The organism is Micromonospora yasonensis (assembly GCF_026013475.1).
GTDB classification, from domain to species: domain Bacteria; phylum Actinomycetota; class Actinomycetes; order Mycobacteriales; family Micromonosporaceae; genus Micromonospora; species Micromonospora yasonensis.
On record NZ_JAPDPH010000023.1, the window covers coordinates 23,588 to 41,493 of the forward strand.

The window sequence follows — 17,906 nt, forward strand, 5'->3', positions numbered from 1 at the left end:
GTTGACACAGCCCGAGGGCCTGATTGGATGGACTCCGCTCCCCGTCCGGCGGAGTCGACTGGGGACCGAGGAGGCAACGGTGGGCGCAGGTCCCGACCCGGCCGCGCGGCCGCCCCGCGGCGCGTCCGAGGGGCGGCGGGCCGTGCCCCGGCGGCGTTCGGCCCTGCGGCTGCGGGACTGGCGGATCAGCACCAAGCTCGCCACCGTGCTGGTCATCCCGTCGCTCGCCTTCCTGCTGCTGGCCGGTGTGCAGACCCGGGGACTGGTGGGCCAGACCACCGCGCTGAGCGACTTCGCCGAGCAGGTCGGCATCGGCCGGGAGATCACCGCCGTCGTGGACCGGCTCCAGCAGGAGCGCGACCGCGCCGCGGGGGAGTTGGCCGCGCTACGTCGGGCCGGCGGCGGCGCCGAACGGGACGCGGCGATCGCCGCGCTCCAGCCGTTGGAGGCCGCGTCCGACCAGGCGATGACCGAGCTGCGCGACGCGGCCGAGCCGCTCGCCGACGCCACTGCCTCCTGGCGGGTCGCCTACGCCGAGGCCCTGGAGGCGTACGACCAGGTCGTCTACATCCGTGCCACGATCCCGCCGGCGGTGCTCAGCAGCGAGACCATCCTGAGCAACTACCACCGGGCGATCGCCACGCTGCTGGACCTGCTGGCCGAGCCGTCGCCCGGCGACGACCAGCGGGCGCTCACCGACGCCGTGCTCCGCTATGTGCAGCTGTCCCGGGTCAAGGAGCTTTCGTCCCGGATCCGGGCCGAGCTCTACGCGGCCGCCCGGGCCGGCCGGTACGACGCCGACGACCAGGCCACCCTGACCGACCTGCGGGCACAGCAGCTCACCGCGTTGGGCGCGTTCCGGGTCGCGGCGACCACCGAGCAGATCCGCCGCTACGACCAGACGTCGCTGGACCCGGCGTTCGTGTCGGCCACCAAACTCGAGGAGCAGACCCTCCCCGACGACATCGCGCAGCCGGCGCTGCTGCCCGCGCCACAGTGGTGGGCGGCCAGCGATCAGCGGCAGGAGCTGCTGCGCCAGCTGGAGCGCGAGGTCGTCGACGACGCCGTACGCCGGGCCGACGACGCCAGCGCGCAGCAGTTGCGCGACACGCTGCTGGTGGTCGGCGGCATCCTGGCGGTGCTCCTGGTCGCCGTGCTGATCTCGCTGCTGGTCGGCCGTTCCCTGGCCCGGTCGATGCGCCTGCTGCGCGGCCAGGCGTTGCGGATCGCCCAGGTCGAGCTGCCGCTCACCCTCGACCGGCTGCGCGCGGTGAACCGTCCGGTCGGCGCGATCGAGGTGCCACCGGCGGTCATCAGCTCCCATGACGAGCTCGGCGAGCTGGCCGAGGCGTTCGTGGCGGTGCACCGCAGCGCCGTCGACGTCGCGGTCGAACAGGCGCTGATGCGGCGCAACGTCAACGCCATGTTCGTCAACCTGGCCCGACGCAGCCAGGTGCTGGTCGAGCGGCAGCTGGAACTGCTCGACGAGCTGGAACGCGAGGAGAGCGACCCGGACCAGCTGGACAACCTGTTCAAGCTCGACCACCTCGCCGCGCGCATGCGGCGCAACGACGAGAGCCTGCTGGTGCTCGCCGGCACCGAGTCCAGCCGGCGGTGGAGCCGGCCGGTCGGCCTGGGCGCGGTGCTGCTCGCGGCGAGCGCCGAGATCGAGCAGTACCAGCGGGTGCGCCACGAGTCGCGGTCCGACCTGTACGTGGTCGGGCACGCGGTCGGCGACCTGGTGCACCTCTTCGCCGAGCTGCTGGAGAATGCCACGGCGTTCTCCCGCCCGGACACCGTCGTACGGGTCAGGGCGCGAGCCGAGGGCGCCGGCGCGGTGGTGGAGATGATTGATCAGGGGCTCGGGATGAGCCCGGCCGCGCTGTCGGAGGCGAATGCGGTGCTGGCCGAGCCGCCGGCGGCCGACGTGGCGGCCTCCGAGCGGATGGGTCTGTTCGTGGTCAGCCATCTGGGCGCGCGGCACGGGGTGCGGGTGGGGCTGCGGGGTGGCCAGGAGGGGCTGGTGGCGGTCGTCGGTCTCCCCGCCGAGCTGCTGGCGGCCGCCCCGACCGAGCTGGACCAGCCGGCCGCCCCGCGGATGCTGACCAGCCAGGTGGCGGCGGCCTCCCGGGCCGCGATGTCGCCGTTCACGGCGTCGACGCGCGAGCTGCCGGTGGCGGGGCGACGCCCGGGTGCCTCGGCCGGCGGGCAGCGGGTGACGGCCCGGGCCGAGCTGCCGTCCGGCTGGCACCGGTCGGAGGCGGCCGGTCCGCCCCGGGAGCCGGCCGCGCCCGCGCTCGCCGGACCCGTACCGGGCGTGCCCGCCGGGTATCCGCCGAGCGTGCCGGCCGGGCCCGGTTACGCGGGGCCGGTGCCCGCCGGCTCGCCGCCGGCCGTGCCCCGGCAGCACCGCCCACCGGTCCGCGCCGAGAGCGTGCTGACCCCGTCCGCGCCGGCCGGTGGCGGCTGGTTCTCCCGGCAGGGCCCGTCGTCGGCGGTGCTGGGTGTGACGCCGTCGCCGGCCGCGACGCCGGTCACGGCCGGGACGAACGAGCGGGGCCTGCCGGTACGCGTACCGATGGCCCAGCTCGCCGCGGTCACGGACAACGCGCGCCCGGCCGGTCCGGCGCCGCGCCATGAGCCGGATCCGGACGCGGTCGGCGGCATGCTTTCGCGCTTCTACCGCGGGGTACGCCGGGCGGAGGCCGAGGAAACCAGAGAGATGTACCTGCCGCGCAGCGAAGGAGGACGACGACAGTGACGACGTTGAGCCAGGAGGCCCGAGACCTCAGCTGGCTGGTGAACGCGTTCGCGGAGCGGGTGCCCGGGGTGGCGCACGCCGTGGTGGTCTCCTCCGACGGCCTGCTGGTGGCGATCTCCGCCCACCTGCCCCGGGACAACGCGGACAAGCTGGCGGCGGTGACCTCCGGCCTGATGAGCATCACCGCGGGCGCCGCGCAGATGTTCGACGGGGACGTCGTCAAGCAGACGGTGGTCGAGATGGGGCGGGGCTACTTCCTGGTGATGCAGATCCGGGACGGCTCGATCCTGGCCACCCTGGCCGCGGCCGAGGCCGACATCGGTGTGGTCGGCTACGAGATGGCGCGGCTGGCGAAGCAGGCCGGTGAGATGCTCACCCCGGCGTTGCGGGCGGAGCTGCAGCAGGCGCTGCCCCGCTGAGCCGGTCGCGGCCCGGCCGGCGCCGCCGGCCGGGCCGCGACGCCTACAGCCCGTTGTTGCGGATCACCGTCCGGTACCAGTGCGCGCTGCGCTTGAGTATCCGGCGCTGCGTCGGGTAGTCCACGTAGACCAGACCCCAGCGCTGCTCGTAGCCCTCGGCCCACTCGAAGTTGTCCAGCAGCGACCAGACGTGGTAGCTCTCCAGCGGCACCCCGTCGCGGATCGCGCGGTGGGCGGCGGCGAAGTGGTCGCGGAGGAAGTCGATCCGGCCGCTGTCGTCGACGGTGCCGTCGGCGGCCAGCCGGTCCGGGCAGGGCAGCCCGTTCTCGGTGACGGTGAGTGGGATGCGGCCGTAGTCGCGGGTGACCCGGGTCAGGATGTCGTACAGCCCCTCGGGGTAGATCTGCTGCCAGTCGGCTTCCGAGGTGGGCCACCTGCGTACCGTGTCGCCCTGCCCGGTGACGTAGATGGGCGTGTAGTACTGGACCGCGAGCAGGTCGACCGGGGTGGAGATGACGGCCAGGTCGCCGTCGCGGACGCCCCGGACCATGCGGCTGTCCGGCCCCAGGTCGGCCAGCACGTCCTCCGGGTACGCGCCCTTGAGGATCGAGTCGAGGTAGAGGCGGTTCTCGTAGCCGTCGTAGAGCCGGGTGGCGGTGGCGGCCTCGGCGGTGTCGTCGGCGGGGTAGCAGGGGTGCAGGTTCAGCGCGGGGCCGATCCGGCCCGGCGCGCCGGTGGCGCGCAGCGCGCGGACGGCGAGGCCGTGGGCGAGTTGGAGGTGGTGGGCGACCAGGTACGCGGCGTCCGGGTCCTGCCGGCCCGGCGCGTGGTGTCCGCCGAGGTAGCCGTTCTGCACCACGGTCTTCGGCTCGTTGATGGTGAGCCAGACCGGCACCTGGTCCCCGAGGGCGTGGAACATCAGGTCGGCGTACTCGCCGAAGCGTTCGGCGGTGTCCCGGTTCTCCCAGCCGCCGTCGTCCTGCAGGGCCTGGGGGAGGTCCCAGTGGAACAGGGTGGCCATCGGCGCGATGCCCCGTTCGTGCAGCCCGTCGACGAGGCGGCGGTAGAAGTCCAGGCCGCGTTGGTTGGGCTTGCCGGAGCCGTCGGCCTGGACGCGGGGCCAGGAGATCGAGAACCGGTAGCTGCGCAGGCCCAGGTCGCGCATGAGGTCGAGGTCCTGGGCGTACCGGTGGTAGTGGTCGGCGGCGACGTCGCCGGTGTCCCCGTTGCGGGTGCGGCCGGGGGTGTGGCTGAAGGTGTCCCAGACGGATTCGCCCCGGCCGTCCTCCTTGGCCGCGCCCTCGATCTGGTAGGCGGAGGTGGCCGCGCCCCAGCCGAAGTCGGGCGGAAAGCGCAGCGGCCCGTGCGGGGAGTCCTCGCTGTCGGGGGCGGTGTCCGGTGTGTCGTCGCAGCCGGCGACGGCGGTGGAGCTGGCGGCGATCCCCGCCGCGACGGGGCCGGCGAGTCCGGCGCGGGCCGCGCCCGCGGCGGTCGCGGACGCGGCGGCACGACGGAGCAGGCGCCGTCGGGTGAGTAGCGACATCGATGTTCTCCTCGGAGTGACTGGCCGCCCGACGGCCGGGAGCGCTCCCAGCATAGGCCGGACGCGGCTGGCCGCGTTCGGCGGGCGCGCCGGTGCGTGCGCGCGGCCCGGCCGATCGGGCGGCCCGGGATTGGTGGGCGGGTTGTCGCTCGGGGGCGGGGCGAGCGGCGAGGGGTGGGCAGAAAGCGAAGGAGGCCGGCCGGGAGGCGGTCGCGCCTGTCCCGTCGGCCTCTTTTCCCGTCGACAACGGGGGTTTAGTGTGGGGACGGGGGAGGGCAACCCCCGTCCCCACCTGTGATGCACACACGCACGAGTGGAATTGGCGTCCTGCCGTGCGTGTCGCGCGGGAGCCGGGCCACGCGAGTGGCTCTGGTTCCACCTCCCTCCATGTCGGTGGGTGATGGCTGGCGGCGGCGTCCGGGCTGGCCCGCCGTCAGCCTGGGGGCTGGGACGTCGGGCACAGGGGTGTCCCCGACGATCTTGTACGTATATATCCGTCGATGGAAGCGCTCCCATCGATGATGCTTGTGACTGTAACGCCCGTCACCCGTTTGTCAAAGCCCCTGAACGAGATCGAAACATCGAGCTGCCTGTCCGCCCTGCCCGTTGTGATGGGAGCGCTTCCATGGCAGACTCTCAATTCACCGCGACGCGGAGCCAGCTCGCGCGAGCGTGGGTCGCCGAGGGCACCCGGGAATCCCGGTGCGGCACCCGATCCCCCGGCACGGCCGGGTCGACCACCTTCCCGGGCGCCTCCGTCCCCCCGCGTACGTCCTGCCGACGCGTGGGAGGCGCCCCGCCGGGGCCTGCGGTCCCGGCCCGGTCCGAGGAGACACCGCGCACATGAGACTCATGGCCAGACGTCGCCGAACGGCGATGTTCGTCGCCACCGCCCTCGCCATCGGCGGGGTGGCCCTGCCCGCCGGCGCCGCCCAGGCCGCGCCCGCCTGCGATGTCCAGTACGTGACCAGCGACTGGCCCAACGGCTTCACCGCCACCGTCACCATCAAGAACCTCGGCGACGCGCTCAACAGTTGGTCGCTGAAGTTCGCCTTCCCGAACAGCGGTCAGAAGGTGACCCAGGGCTGGTCGGCCCTGTGGAGCCAGTCCGGCAACCAGGTCACCGCGACCAACGAGTCGTACAACGGCAGCATGCCCACCGGCTCCTCCACCACGATCGGGTTCAACGGCTCCTTCACCGACAGCAACCCGAAGCCGACCGCGTTCACCCTCAACGGGGTCGCCTGCAACGGCGCGCCGGCCAACCAGCCGCCGGCGGTCTCCCTCAGCGTGCCGCCCGGGCCGTTCGCGGCACCCGCCGACGTCCCGCTGACCGCCACCGCCAGCGACCCGGACGGCACGATCACCAAGGTCGAGTTCTACCGCAACGGCCTGCTGGTCAACACCGACACCACCGCCCCCTACCAGTACGACCTGCTAGGCCTGCCCGCCGGCAGCTACACCGTGCAGGCCAAGGCGTACGACAACGCCAACGCCACCGCGATCTCCGAGAAGTCCTTCACGGTGAACCCGGCGACCGGCCCGCAGCTGGTGGCCACCCCGTCGGCGGTGAGCGTCAACGAGGGCGGCGCCGCCACGGTGAGGTACACCCTCAGCGCCGCACCGACCGCCAACGTCCCGGTGACCCTCGCCGTCACCGGCGACCCGGACATCACCGTGTCGCCGACCACGCTGACCCTCACCCCGAGCAACTGGAACACCGGGGTGACCGCCACCGCCGCGGCCGCCGAGGACGCCGACACCGTCGGCGGCACCGCCACCATCACCGCCTCGGCGAGCGGCTACGCGCCCCTCGCGGTGACCGCCACCGAGATCGACAACGACGTTCCGGGCGGGGACAACGCCTACCTCAAGAAGTTCCTCGACCAGTACGGCAAGATCAAGAACTCGGGCTACTTCAGCCCTGAGGGCGTGCCGTACCACTCGATCGAGACGCTGATCGTCGAGGCGCCCGACTACGGCCACGAGACCACGTCGGAGGCGTTCAGCTTCTGGCTCTGGCTGGAGGCGCAGTACGGCCGGGTCACCCAGAACTGGAGCCCGTTCAACAACGCCTGGACGGTGATGGAAAAGTACATCATCCCGTCCCACGCCGACCAGGCAACGGCCGGCGCCCCGGGCACCCCCCAGTACGCCGCCGAGTACAACCAGCCCAGCCAGTACCCGTCCCAGCTGCAGCCCAACGTGCCGGTCGGCCAGGACCCGCTCCGCTCTGAGCTGCAGTCCACCTACGGCACCGGCGACATCTACGGCATGCAGTGGCTGCTCGACGTCGACAACCGGTACGGCTACGGCCGCTGCGGCGACGGCACCACCCGCCCGGCCTACATCAACACCTTCCAGCGCGGCCCCCAGGAGTCGGTGTGGGAGACCGTGCCGCAGCCGACCTGCGACACGTTCAAGCACGGCGGCCAGTACGGCTACCTCGACCTGTTCATCAAGGAGGCCAACGCCCCGGCCAAGCAGTGGAAGTACACCGACGCCCCGGACGCCGACGCCCGGGCCGTGCAGGCCGCGTACTGGGCGCTGACCTGGGCCAAGGCCCAGGGCAAGGCGGCCGACGTGGCGGCCACCGTGGCCAAGGCCGCCAAGATGGGCGACTACCTGCGCTACGCGCTGTTCGACAAGTACTTCAAGAAGATCGGCAACTGCGTCGGCCCGTCCACCTGCCCCGCCGGCAGCGGCCGCGACTCGGCGCACTACCTGCTCTCCTGGTACTACGCCTGGGGCGGCGCGTACGACACGTCGCAGAACTGGTCGTGGCGCATCGGCTCCAGCCACAACCACTTCGGCTACCAGAACCCGCTCGCGGCCTGGGCGCTGACCAACGTGCCGGAGCTCAAGCCCCAGTCGCCGACCGCGGTCGCCGACTGGCAGAAGAGCTTCGACCGGCAGCTGGAGTTCTACACCTGGCTCCAGTCTGCCGAGGGCGGCATCGCCGGCGGCGCCACCAACAGCTGGGACGGCAGCTACTCCCAGCCGCCGGCCGGCACCGCCACCTTCTACGGCATGTTCTACGACGTCGCCCCGGTCTACCGGGACCCGCCGTCCAACCAGTGGTTCGGCATGCAGGCCTGGTCGATGCAGCGCATCGCCGAGCTGTACCTACAGACCGGCAACACCAAGGCCAAGGCGCTGCTGGACAAGTGGGTGCCGTGGGCCGTCGCCAACACCACGCTGGGCACCAACTGGGCGATCCCGTCGGACATGAAGTGGACCGGCCAGCCCAACAACTGGGACCCGGCCAACCCCCAGCCGAACACCAACCTGCACGTCGAGATCACGGCGAAGGGCCAGGACGTCGGCGTCGCCGCCGCCTACGCCCGAACCCTGATCGCGTACGCCGCCAAGTCCGGCAACGCCGCGGCGAAGACCACCGCGAAGGGCCTGCTGGACGCGCTGTCGGCGGCCGCGGACACCAAGGGCGTCTCGACGCCGGAGAAGCGCGGCGACTACCAGCGCTTCGACGACGTCTACAACGCTGCCGACGGGCAGGGCCTCTACATCCCCGCCGGCTGGACCGGGAAGATGCCCAACGGCGACGCCATCGCCGCCGGCAAGAGCTTCCTGGACATCCGGTCGTTCTACAAGAACGACCCGGACTGGCCGAAGGTGCAGGCGTACCTCAACGGCGGAGCCGAGCCGGTCTTCACCTACCACCGGTTCTGGGCGCAGGCGGACGTCGCCATGGCGTACGCCGACTACGGCACCTACTTCCCGCAGGGATGAGGTGACGAGTCCGTCGCGGGCGGGTGGCTCCCGCCCGCGACGGACGTCGACCGGGCGCAGGGGGAACGCAGCGCCCGGTCGGCGGACGGCCTGATTCCCACGGTCGGGCCGGGTGGACCGGCCGTCCGGCCGACGCAGCGGACGGACCGGCCCACCACTTCCGCCCGGAGTCGAACTTGCCGCGAAAACACGCGAAAATCCCGCCCTCCGGGGATCACACGACGGGCGGGAACGGAGTAACGTACATCACCAAGAGAGGCCGCTCCCCCCGTGGCGGCCTCTCTTCATGTTCCCACCGGGCTGTCCGCATCGGACGGCACAGCCGGATGCCGCAGCCCCGGATGGCCCGGCGGCAGCGAACGCCGGATCACCAGCCAGCTCACCGCCAGCGCGGCCGCCACCAGCGGCCAGGTCAACACGACCCGGGCGACCACCAACGAGAGCACCTGGCCGCCGAGCCAGAGCGGCACGAACACCGCCAGCCGCAGCAGGTAGGTCGCGGCCCACACCCAACTGGCCCGCGCGTACGCCCGCAGCAGCGCCGGGTCACGGCGCCAGCGGCCGCGCTGCCCGAGCGCCGCGCCGACCACCACGCCCAGCAGCGGCCAGCGGATCACGATGCTGACCGCCCAGGCGAGCCCGCTGGCCGCGTTGGAGGCCAACTGCAACAGGAAGAAGTCGGTGGCCCGCCCGGTCCGCAGCGCGATCAGCGCGGCCACGCACACCGCGAGCAGCCCGATCAGCACCGAGCGCGGCCGGTCCCCCCGACGCAGCCGCCAGCCCGCCACCGCCGCCCCGGCCGCCACCGCGGCGACTACGCCGCCCCACAACCCGGCGACCAGCCAGCCGACGGCGAACGCCACCGGCGGCACGGTCGCGTCGACCGCCCCGCGCCGGCCACCGAGCACGTCCGCAAGGGACTCCGGCCGGTCCCGCGACGGCCGCTCCCGCTCCGGTGTGCTGGTCATCCCCGCCCCCTCAACCTGCCTGTCCTCACGCTACGGGACGGCCCCGGTTCCCCGACGAGCGGCGAGCCCCGGTGGCCGTTACCGTGTGCGAGTGCGGGTGCGCGTGCGGGAGACGGCGAGGGGTTGGACGGCGGTCTGGCTGGTCCTGCTGGCCCTGGCCCAGGCGGCCGTGTTGCTGCTGGTGTGGCGGTTCGCCGTGCACACCCGGCTCGGTCAGTGGCTCGACACGGTCGCCTTGACCGGCAACCGGATCGGGCAGGACCGCATCGACGGGCCGGTAGGCCGGATCCTCAACGCCATGTCGGTGGTGTCCCTGTTGGTGGCGACCGCGATGGTCGGCTTCATCGCGCTGATCCGGGGCCGCAAGGCGCTCGCCGTCACCGCCACCCTGCTGGTCGTCGGCGCGAACGCGAGCACCCAGTTCCTCAAGTACTACCTGATCCGCCCCGACTTCGGTATCGACCCTGAGCGGGCGGCGGCCGGCAACAGCCTGCCCAGCGGGCACACCGCCGTGGCCGCCTCGGTGGCGATCGCGCTGATCCTGGTGCTGCCCGACAAGCTGCGGGTGCTCGGCGCGTACCTCGGCACCGGCTACGCGGCCGCCGCCGGGGTGGCCACCCTGTCCGCCGGCTGGCACCGGCCCAGCGACGCCGTCGCCGCGTACCTCGTCGTCGGCGGCTGGGCGGCCGTCGGCGGCCTGGGGCTCCTGTTCTTCCAGCGGGACCGGGCGAAGATCTCCACCAAGGACGCGCACCACGTGGCCGCCGCCCTGCTCGGCGCGACCGGCCTGGTCGCGCTCGTCGCGTCCGGGCTCGCCCTCGCCTGGCTGTCCGGCCGCTCCGGCACCCCCGCCGACGAACTCACCCGCCGTCCACTGTTCATCGGGTACGCGGGCAGCGCGGCCGGCATCGTCGGCACGATGGCCCTGGTGGCCGCGCTGGTCCTCGCGGTGGTGCACCGCCTGGTGCCCCGACACCAAGGCTGAGTCACCGGTAGTACGTGCCGACCATCGTGCCGCTGGCGAACTCGCGGTCGGTGAGCGCGCGGTGCACGTCGACGGCCTGCGGCGCCTCCGGCAGGTCGAGCGAGCGCTCCAGGGCATAGAGGCGGAAGAAGTACCGGTGCGGGTCCGCGTGCCGCGGCGGATTCGGGCCGCCCCACCCGGTGGTGCCGAAGTCGTTGGGCCACTCCTGGCCGCCTTCCGGCACACCGCCCTCAGCCACCCCACGGGACTGCGGCGAGATGCCGGTCACCAGCCAGTGCAGGAACGGGTTCTTCCCGGCGTCCGGGTCCTCGACGATCAGGACCAGCTCGGTGGCCTCGGGTACCGGGGACCACTCCAGGGGTGGCGAGACGTTCCCGCCCTCCTGCGAGAAGCGTCCCGGGATCATGTCATGGTCGTTGAACGCGGTACTGCGCAGCATGATGCCGGCCATCGTTGCGCCCCTCCTCTCCTCGACCACCGGCGCGTACCCGGCCGACGGGCCGCGAAACGGTGCTGGCAGGCTGGCCGGGCACCACGGCACGGACCGGACGGGGAGAGCGGATGGACACGGTACGCGCGGCGTTCCGCGACGAGTGCGAGCGGCTGGAGCAGGTGCTGCGCGGCCTGACCGAGGCCGACCTGGACCGGCCCACGCCCTGCCCGCCCTGGGCGGTACGGGACCTGCTCGCACACGTGCGCACCGGCGCGGGGCGGCTGGTCGACATGCTCGCCGCGCCGGCCCCCGACCGGGCCGAGGTGGACGCCGCCGGCTACTTCGGGCGCGCCAAGTTCACCCCGGAGGTGGACCGGGACCGGATCGACAGCGCCCGGCGGGCGGCACGCGGGCCGGCCGGCGTACCCGGGCTGGCGGACGGGTTCGCGGAGGCCTGGCGGGCCGCCGACGCGGCGGTCGCCGCGCAGCCGTCGGGGCGGCTGGTCCGCACCCGGCACGGCGACGCGATGACGCTGACAGAGTTCCTGCGTACCCGGGTGATGGAGGTCGGGGTGCACGGCCTGGACCTGGCCGACGCGCTGGACCGGCGGCCGTGGCTGACCCCGACGGCGGCGCAGGTGGTGGCGGACCTGTTGGTCCACGGCCGGTCGTTGCCGCCCGGCGGCTCCAGGTCGTGGCGCGGCGCCAGACGCGCCGAGCTGGAGTTGCCGCCCGGCCTCGGCTGGGACGCGGTGACGCTGGTCCGCAAGGCCACCGGCCGGTCCGCGCTCACCGACCGTGAGCGAGCGGTGCTCGCGGATGCGGACTTCCGCTGGCTGTCCTTCGCCCCCTGACCGGCCCGGACTCGGCCCCGCGCGCGATACGGCGCGGCGGTGCGGTCAGCCGGCGGTGCGGCGCAGGTGGTCCAGGACGATCGCGTCGATCCGGCCGGCCACGATCCGCTCCTCCAGGTTCTCCACCCCCGCCCAGGACGCGAGCGCGTCGTCCAGGCCGGCCGCGCCGACCGGGTGGCCGGCGGCGGCCAGCAGCGCGGCGACCTCCTCGGCGAGCGGGCCGGTGAGGTCCCGCAGGGTGGCCGGGTCCGGCTTGCCGAAGAGCATGGTGTGGATGTCGAGCAGGCGGCCCAGCTCGGTGACCGGGTCGGGGTGGTCGTCGACCCGCAGGTCCACAAGTTCGTCGCCGGTGCCGGCGTAGCCGCCGCGCCGCTGCACCACCAGCAGGCCGGCGCTCTGTCGGCCCCGCCGGTCGCCGCCGGCCCGGTCGCCGGCGTGCAGCGCGGCCAGCAGCCGCTGCGGGAAGGGCAGCTCGACGCCGGCCAGCCAGGCGTCGCGGACCGCGTCGATGACGTGTGGACCGGCCAGGATGTTGCCCTGCGCGGCCCAGCCGTCGCCGGCCTGCCCGCCGGCCCACGGGTGGCAGCGCGGCCCGGTCCAGGTGGTCCCCTCGCCGGTCGCCCCGACCACGCCGAGCTGCCGGTCGTCCCGCCCGGGGTCGGCCGCGACCAAACCGGCCACCACGCCCGCCGCAGCCACCCCGCTGCGCAGCAGCGCCAGCCCCTGCGTCCGGTAGGCCAGGTTGACGTGCGCCTGGGTGGCCACCGCGCCCACCTCGGCCTCGGCCGCCGGAACCAGTGCGCCGGCGGCGAGGAACTTGCTGGCCACGGCGACGCCGTGCAGGCGGCCGTCGGCGGATCGGGCGACGATCGAGAAGGTCACCGGCGGATGGTAGCGCCGGAACCCGCGCGGTGGCGTCCCTCGAGTCGGTGGCTCAGAACGGTGGGGCGGCGGGCTCGGGCGGGCGGCCCCAGGCGCGGCGGGCGTCGGCGACCGCCACGCCGAGCAGCACCAGCCCAGGTCCTCGAAGGCGCGGGCGCCGATCCGGGTGAGCGCGAAGACGTACACCAGGTCGAAGAACAGTTCCAGGAAAGTCGCCCGGCCCCCCTCGTTGGCCGGCAGCAGGATGGCCGGTCGGGGGTCTCACGGTCGCCTCCCGCACTCGGTCCGGGCCAGCTGGCAGTCGTAACACTCTTTCCGGGCGTGTCGGTAGGTATCTCGCGTATCGCCCCCGTCCGGGCCGAACCGGATCTTGCTCGGGGCGACGGCGAGCGGGCACGATCGACCGGTGACGAACCAATGGGGCATCACCGTTCCGCTGAGCGGCGTCACCCTCACCGACCACGCCGCCGTCTACGCCGCCCTCGACCGGGCCGGCTTCACCGACGTCTGGTCCTCCGAGGTCGCCGGCACCGACGCCTTCACCCCCCTCGCCCTCGCCGCCGCCTGGCAGCCCCGGCTGCGCCTCGGCACCGCGATCACCCCGGTCTTCACCCGGGGACCCGGACTGCTCGCGATGAGCGCCGCCGCGCTCGCCGAAGCCGCCCCCGGCCGCTTCGCGCTCGGCATCGGCGCCTCCTCCCCGGTGCTGGTGCGGGACTGGAACGCCACCCCCTTCGACGAGCCGTTCAAGCGGACCCGCGACATGCTGCGCTTCCTGCGCGCCGCACTGCGCGGGGACACCGTCGACGAGGCGTACGACACCTTCACCGTCCGCCGGTTCACCCTGGAACGCCCACCGGCCGTGCCCCCGCCGCTGCTGCTGGCCGCGCTGCGCCCCGGGATGCTACGGCTGGCCGCCACCGAGGCCGACGGCGTCATCCTCAACTGGCTCGCCGCCGACGACGTACCCACCGCCCTCACCGAGCTGGGAGAGCGCCGCCCCGGCTTCGAGGTCACCGCGCGGATCTTCGTCTGCCCCACCGAGGACGCCGCGCACGCCCGGGCGCTCGGCCGGCGGCTGATCACCGGCTACCTCACCGTGCCCGCGTACGCGGCCTTCCACCGCTGGCTCGGTCGGGACACGCTGCTCGGCCCGATGTGGGAGGCCTGGGCGGCCGGCGACCGGCGCGGCGCCTCGGCGGCCGTGCCGGACGAGGTGGTCGACGCGCTGGTGCTGCACGGCTCACCCGAGCAGTGCGTCGCCCAGGTCCGCCGGTACGCCGACAACGGCGTGGACGTACCCGTGCTGGCGCTGCTGCCCACCCCGGAACTGGCCACCGGCGGTGCGGCGGCGCTGGCCGCGCTGATCCCCCGGCTCGGGCCCGGCGGGGAAGGGAACTGAGGTGAACCTGACCGATCGGGTGGCCGTGATCACGGGCGGCGCGGGCGGCATCGGCTCCGCGCTCGGCCGCCGGTTCGCCGCCGAGGGTGCCGCCGTGGTCGTCCTCGCCGACCTCGACGCCGACCGGGCCCGGGCGGTCGCCGAGCAGATCGGGCCGGTCGCGCACGGCGTCGGCCTGGACGTCACCGACGAGGCGCAGGTCCACGCCCTGGTCGACGAGACCGAGCGAACGTACGGACGGATCGACCTGTTCTGCGCCAACGCCGGGGTGGCCACCGGCGGGGGAGTGGAGGTCCCCGACGCCGACTGGGAGCGGGCCTGGCAGGTCAACGTGATGGCCCACGTGCACACCGCCCGGGCGGCGCTGCCGGCGATGCTGCGGCGCGGCCAGGGCTACCTGCTCTTCACGTGCTCGGCGGCCGGTGTGCTGACGGCGGTGGGCGACGCCCCGTACACCGCCACCAAACACGCGGCGGTCGGCTTCGCCGAGTGGCTCGCCATCACCTACCGGGACGCGGGCATCCGGGTCAGCGCACTCTGCCCGCAGGGTGTGGACACCCCGATGCTCGCCGACGGGCTCGCCGCCGGGCACCTCGGCGCCCGCGTGATCGCCGCCTCCGGCGCGGTGCTCACCCCCGACCAGGTCGCCGACGCCACCATCGCCGGACTGGCCGAGGAGCGGTTCCTCATCCTCCCGCACCCGGAGGTCGCCACCTACGCCCGCCGCCGCGCGGAGGACCCGGACGGCTGGCAGGCCGGGCTGCGCAAACTGGTCCGCAAGCTGCGCGGCTGACCACGGCGGGGTCCGGCACGTGCCCTACCGGCGGCGCCGGCGGGTCAGGTGTCGAGGGCTCGGACGGTGCGGAGCAGGAAGCCGGGCAGGACGAGCTGCTGGTCGCCCGTCTCCGCGGCCACGTGGATCTGCTCGATCCGCGTGTCGATCCACTCCGGCTCGGCGAAGCCCGCGCGGAGCATCTCTTCCGTCACACCCCAGCCCTGGCCCGCCTCCCACGACACTGCCAGTACGAAGACGGTCCCGCCCGGCGCGGCGAGGCCCGGCAGCAGCGCGAGGTAGTCGTTCTCCTCGCCACGGCCGCGCCGGTGGAGGCTGTGCAGCAGGCCGGAGTCGAACACCGAGTCGAACGGCGCCGACGGCAACGACAGATCGGTGGCGTCCTGGACCTCGAAGTGCACCGTCAGGCCCTCGGCAGCGGCCTTGGCGCGGGCCATGTCGATCGCCACGCGCGAGACGTCCACCGCTGTTACGTCGTAGCCGCGGCGGGCCAGGGCGAGCGCGAGATCACCCGTGCCGCAGCCGACGTCGAGCACCTTCGGGCCCTTCACACCGGCATCGAGCACCCGCGCGAGTGCCGGCTGCGGTCCACCGATGTCCCACGGGGGCCCGCCGGAGTCGGCAGTGGAGCGGTAGATGTCGTCGTAGTCGATGTCATAGAGCCCGTCGCCATCGACCTCGACGTTGCGTGCGGTCACCGCCCACCCCCTGGACAGCCGTTTCGCCGGCATGAACGCCCGGGTGCGATCCTACGTCCCGGTTGGTGAAGCAGGCTGCCGCCTCAGTGTCCAAGAAGCGCGGGGCGACCCGGTATCCAGTTGCGGCCGAAGATCACGTTGCGGGATGCTGCCGGCGTGCAGATGCATGCCAACCAGCTGACCGTGCCGGTCGACACGGTGCGTACGTTGGTCGACGAGCAGTTCCCCCAGTGGCGGAACCTGCCCATCAGGCACGTCCCGTCGGACGGGACCGTCAACGCCATCTTCCGCATCGGCGACCGGCTCGCAGCCCGGTTCCCGTTGGAGCTTCGGGACGTCGAACCGACGCGGCGCTGGCTGGAGGCGGAGGCGGACGCAGCTCGCGAGTTGGTGGGCCGTACCCGCTTCCGGACGCCGGAGCCGGTCGCGCTCGGCGAGCCCGGGGTCGGCTATCCACTTCCGTGGTCCGTGCAGACGTGGCTGCCGGGCGTCGTGGCGACCGACGAGGATCCGGCCGGATCAGTCGCGTTCGCGCACGACCTGGCCGAGTTCATCTCCGAGGTGCGCGCCATCGACACGGGTGGCCGGACGTTCAGCGGCGGCGGCCGCGGCGGCGATCTCCAATCCCACGACGCGTGGATGGACACCTGTTTCGGCAACAGCGAACGTCTTCTGGACGTTCCACGCCTGCGCGGAATGTGGGCAGTCCTGCGGAGCCTGCCCCGTAGCGCGGCCGACGACGTGATGAACCACGGTGACCTCATCCCCGGCAACGTGCTCGTGTCCGACGGGCGCCTGGCCGGGATCCTGGACGTCGGTGGCCTGGGGCCGGCTGACCCTGCCCTGGATCTCGTGGGTGCCTGGCATCTGCTCGACGCGGGGCCGCGGCAGGCGCTTCGTGCGGATCTCGGCTGCGACGACCTCGAATGGGAGCGCGGCAAGGCGTGGGCGTTCGTGCAGGCGATGGGGGTCGTCTGGTACTACGTCGAGAGCAACCCGACCATGAGCCGGATGGGTCAGCGCACCCTGGCCCGCATCCTGGCGGACGAACCATCCGACTGAGTCGGCGCTCCTTGTGATCCTCGAACGCGCTATCGGTAGCCGCGTTTGAGCAGGTACTGGGCTCCTGCCTCGAAGCCCTCGGGGCTCAGCACCTCGAAGCCGAAGGCGTCGCCGAGCCGGCTGGTCGTGTTGAACGCGACGCAGACCGCCAGCGCGTCCTTGACCTGCTCGCGTGAGACGCCGGCGGACAGCACGTCGCGCATGTCCTCGGGGCTGAGCTTTCCTTCGGCGGTCAGCTTGCCGAGCATCCGCAGCGTCGCCCGCAGCGGCTCCTCCACGGGGGCCGATTCCAGGTCGGCCAGCACCGCCGCGACCATTGGCCCGTCCTGGTATGCCCGTCGAGCGGTCGCGGTGTGCGCGGCCACGCAGAACGCCGACTCGTTCACCTTGGACACGTAGGCCGCCATCAGCTCCCGGTCGCCTACTGACCAGGCGGACGGCCCGCGCATCGCCTCGTGGGTGAACTCCTTTGCCCGGGCACCGTAGAAGTCGGGCCGATAGAAGACGAGCTTGGCCGCGTCTGGTACCGGGTGCCCGGAGAACAGCCGGATGAGCGTGAACAGCAGCTTGGTCGTGGGGCGGTAGCCGTGGTTGAGGATGTCGAGGCGCATTATCCGGCCTCCCCGTTGGCGGTTGCTTCGGCCAGGGCCGCCAGTCCCGCTTCGTACAGCCGGGCGGACTGGCCGACCGCAGCGCATATCACCAGCTCGAATAGCTGATCCTCGCTGAAGCCCGACGCCTTTGCCGCGGCGAAGTCCGCCTCGGTGATTTGCGCCGGCCTCGTGGCGACCTTGCCGATCAGCGTGTCCAACGGTGGGGAGAGGGCGTCGTTGCCGAAGGCACGGGCTCGCTGCTCCGCGGGCGCCCTGCCCTCTCCGTTCAGGATGCGATCCACGAGCGCTCGGTGCGCTGCTCGTTTCTTGTCCTCGTCCGCCATGGCGTCATCCGCCTCCTCTACAGCTCGGCTGTCTGCCCTCTAGGTATAAGACGAACGGCGCGCCGCCGAACACGACACGCGGCCGAAGAAAGGCAGCGGGATGACGGCCCGCGGTGAACTGCGAACGGGCGGTCCTCGTCCTGGCGGGCCGGTGTCAGTTGACGTCGCTCGGTGGACCGCCGGAGAAGGTGCCCCAGTTCTCGCGCGGGTGGGCGCTGTCGGTTCCGGACAGGCCGGGGCCGGCGCGGCGGGCGCTCCGGCGCAGCCCTTGCGCCGCCTGTCGAGCTGCGGCGAGCTTCTCCTCCCGGGTCAGCTCGCGGCCGGATCGGGTACGCACGCGCCACCGCCAGCCGGCGGTGACCAGGAGCGCGACGGTGAGGGTGGCGATGCTCGCCCAGATAAGTGTGGGCATGTTCCCG

The 17,906-nt window shown here is 73.1% G+C and carries 16 protein-coding genes; 8 read left to right on the forward strand and 8 right to left on the reverse strand.

Annotated elements, in window-relative coordinates:
- Positions 1–79: 79 nt before the first annotated feature.
- Both ONA70_RS07810 and ONA70_RS07815 read left to right on the forward strand, forming a co-directional pair.
- Positions 80–2,761 (forward strand): sensor histidine kinase, encoded by a 2,682-nt coding sequence (locus ONA70_RS07810; protein WP_265005661.1) that lies wholly within the window; start codon positions 80–82, stop codon positions 2,759–2,761.
- Entirely contained in the window at positions 2,758–3,180 is a 423-nt protein-coding gene (locus ONA70_RS07815) for a roadblock/LC7 domain-containing protein (protein ID WP_265005662.1), read from the forward strand. Before ONA70_RS07810 ends, ONA70_RS07815 begins: the two co-directional genes overlap by 4 nt.
- Before the next feature lie 43 nt (positions 3,181–3,223).
- On the opposite strand, the gene ONA70_RS07820 is transcribed toward ONA70_RS07815, so the two are convergent.
- Positions 3,224–4,723: a GH1 family beta-glucosidase gene (locus ONA70_RS07820; RefSeq protein WP_265005663.1), complete on the reverse strand. Its 1,500-nt coding sequence runs from the start codon at positions 4,721–4,723 to the stop codon at positions 3,224–3,226.
- A gap of 852 nt (positions 4,724–5,575) precedes the next feature.
- Between ONA70_RS07820 and ONA70_RS07825 the strand changes: the two genes are divergently transcribed.
- A complete protein-coding gene (locus tag ONA70_RS07825) occupies positions 5,576–8,473 on the forward strand; it encodes a glycoside hydrolase family 48 protein (protein WP_265005680.1) in 2,898 nt (965 codons plus the stop codon).
- Between the two features lie 284 nt (positions 8,474–8,757).
- Here ONA70_RS07825 and ONA70_RS07830 read toward each other — a convergent pair whose 3' ends face one another.
- On the reverse strand, positions 8,758–9,441 hold the full coding sequence (locus tag ONA70_RS07830; RefSeq protein ID WP_265005664.1) for a DUF3159 domain-containing protein: 684 nt from the start codon (positions 9,439–9,441) through the stop codon (positions 8,758–8,760).
- A gap of 97 nt (positions 9,442–9,538) precedes the next feature.
- On the opposite strand from ONA70_RS07830, the gene ONA70_RS07835 reads away from it, so the two are divergent.
- Positions 9,539–10,426 carry a phosphatase PAP2 family protein gene (locus ONA70_RS07835; RefSeq protein WP_265005681.1) on the forward strand — a complete coding sequence of 296 codons (888 nt, stop codon included), beginning with the start codon at positions 9,539–9,541 and terminating at the stop codon, positions 10,424–10,426.
- Position 10,427: 1 nt separating this feature from the next.
- Here the strand turns inward: ONA70_RS07835 and ONA70_RS07840 are convergent, their stop codons facing one another.
- A complete protein-coding gene (locus ONA70_RS07840) occupies positions 10,428–10,877 on the reverse strand; it encodes a YbhB/YbcL family Raf kinase inhibitor-like protein (protein ID WP_265005665.1) in 450 nt (149 codons plus the stop codon).
- Between the two features lie 110 nt (positions 10,878–10,987).
- Here ONA70_RS07840 and ONA70_RS07845 point away from each other — a divergent pair, with 110 nt between their 5' ends.
- Positions 10,988–11,713, forward strand: a complete 726-nt coding sequence (locus tag ONA70_RS07845) for a maleylpyruvate isomerase N-terminal domain-containing protein (RefSeq protein WP_265005666.1) — start codon at positions 10,988–10,990, stop codon at positions 11,711–11,713.
- 45 nt (positions 11,714–11,758) lie between these two features.
- Here ONA70_RS07845 and ONA70_RS07850 read toward each other — a convergent pair whose 3' ends face one another.
- The gene (locus ONA70_RS07850) at positions 11,759–12,595 is read right to left on the reverse strand and encodes a DUF1028 domain-containing protein (protein WP_265005667.1); all 837 of its coding nucleotides are present in this window, start codon (positions 12,593–12,595) and stop codon (positions 11,759–11,761) included.
- Between the two features lie 424 nt (positions 12,596–13,019).
- Here ONA70_RS07850 and ONA70_RS07855 point away from each other — a divergent pair, with 424 nt between their 5' ends.
- Entirely contained in the window at positions 13,020–13,997 is a 978-nt protein-coding gene (locus ONA70_RS07855; protein WP_265005682.1) for an LLM class F420-dependent oxidoreductase, read from the forward strand.
- A gap of 1 nt (position 13,998) precedes the next feature.
- The gene (locus ONA70_RS07860; protein WP_265005668.1) at positions 13,999–14,790 is read left to right on the forward strand and encodes an SDR family oxidoreductase; all 792 of its coding nucleotides are present in this window, start codon (positions 13,999–14,001) and stop codon (positions 14,788–14,790) included.
- A 44-nt stretch (positions 14,791–14,834) separates the two neighbouring features.
- On the opposite strand, the gene ONA70_RS07865 is transcribed toward ONA70_RS07860, so the two are convergent.
- Positions 14,835–15,488 (reverse strand): class I SAM-dependent methyltransferase, encoded by a 654-nt coding sequence (locus ONA70_RS07865; protein ID WP_265005669.1) that lies wholly within the window; start codon positions 15,486–15,488, stop codon positions 14,835–14,837.
- Between the two features lie 162 nt (positions 15,489–15,650).
- On the opposite strand from ONA70_RS07865, the gene ONA70_RS07870 reads away from it, so the two are divergent.
- A complete protein-coding gene (locus tag ONA70_RS07870) occupies positions 15,651–16,550 on the forward strand; it encodes an aminoglycoside phosphotransferase family protein (RefSeq protein ID WP_265005683.1) in 900 nt (299 codons plus the stop codon).
- Between the two features lie 29 nt (positions 16,551–16,579).
- Here the strand turns inward: ONA70_RS07870 and ONA70_RS07875 are convergent, their stop codons facing one another.
- The 3 genes from ONA70_RS07875 to ONA70_RS07885 all read right to left on the reverse strand — a co-directional run bounded on the left by ONA70_RS07875 (position 16,580) and on the right by ONA70_RS07885 (position 17,899).
- Positions 16,580–17,161 (reverse strand): carboxymuconolactone decarboxylase family protein, encoded by a 582-nt coding sequence (locus ONA70_RS07875; protein ID WP_265005670.1) that lies wholly within the window; start codon positions 17,159–17,161, stop codon positions 16,580–16,582.
- Positions 17,161–17,487, reverse strand: a complete 327-nt coding sequence (locus ONA70_RS07880) for a carboxymuconolactone decarboxylase family protein (RefSeq protein ID WP_265005671.1) — start codon at positions 17,485–17,487, stop codon at positions 17,161–17,163. The genes ONA70_RS07875 and ONA70_RS07880 overlap by 1 nt, the downstream gene beginning before the upstream one ends.
- 154 nt (positions 17,488–17,641) lie before the next feature.
- Positions 17,642–17,899 carry a hypothetical protein gene (locus ONA70_RS07885; RefSeq protein ID WP_265005672.1) on the reverse strand — a complete coding sequence of 86 codons (258 nt, stop codon included), beginning with the start codon at positions 17,897–17,899 and terminating at the stop codon, positions 17,642–17,644.
- Positions 17,900–17,906 lie beyond the last annotated feature (7 nt).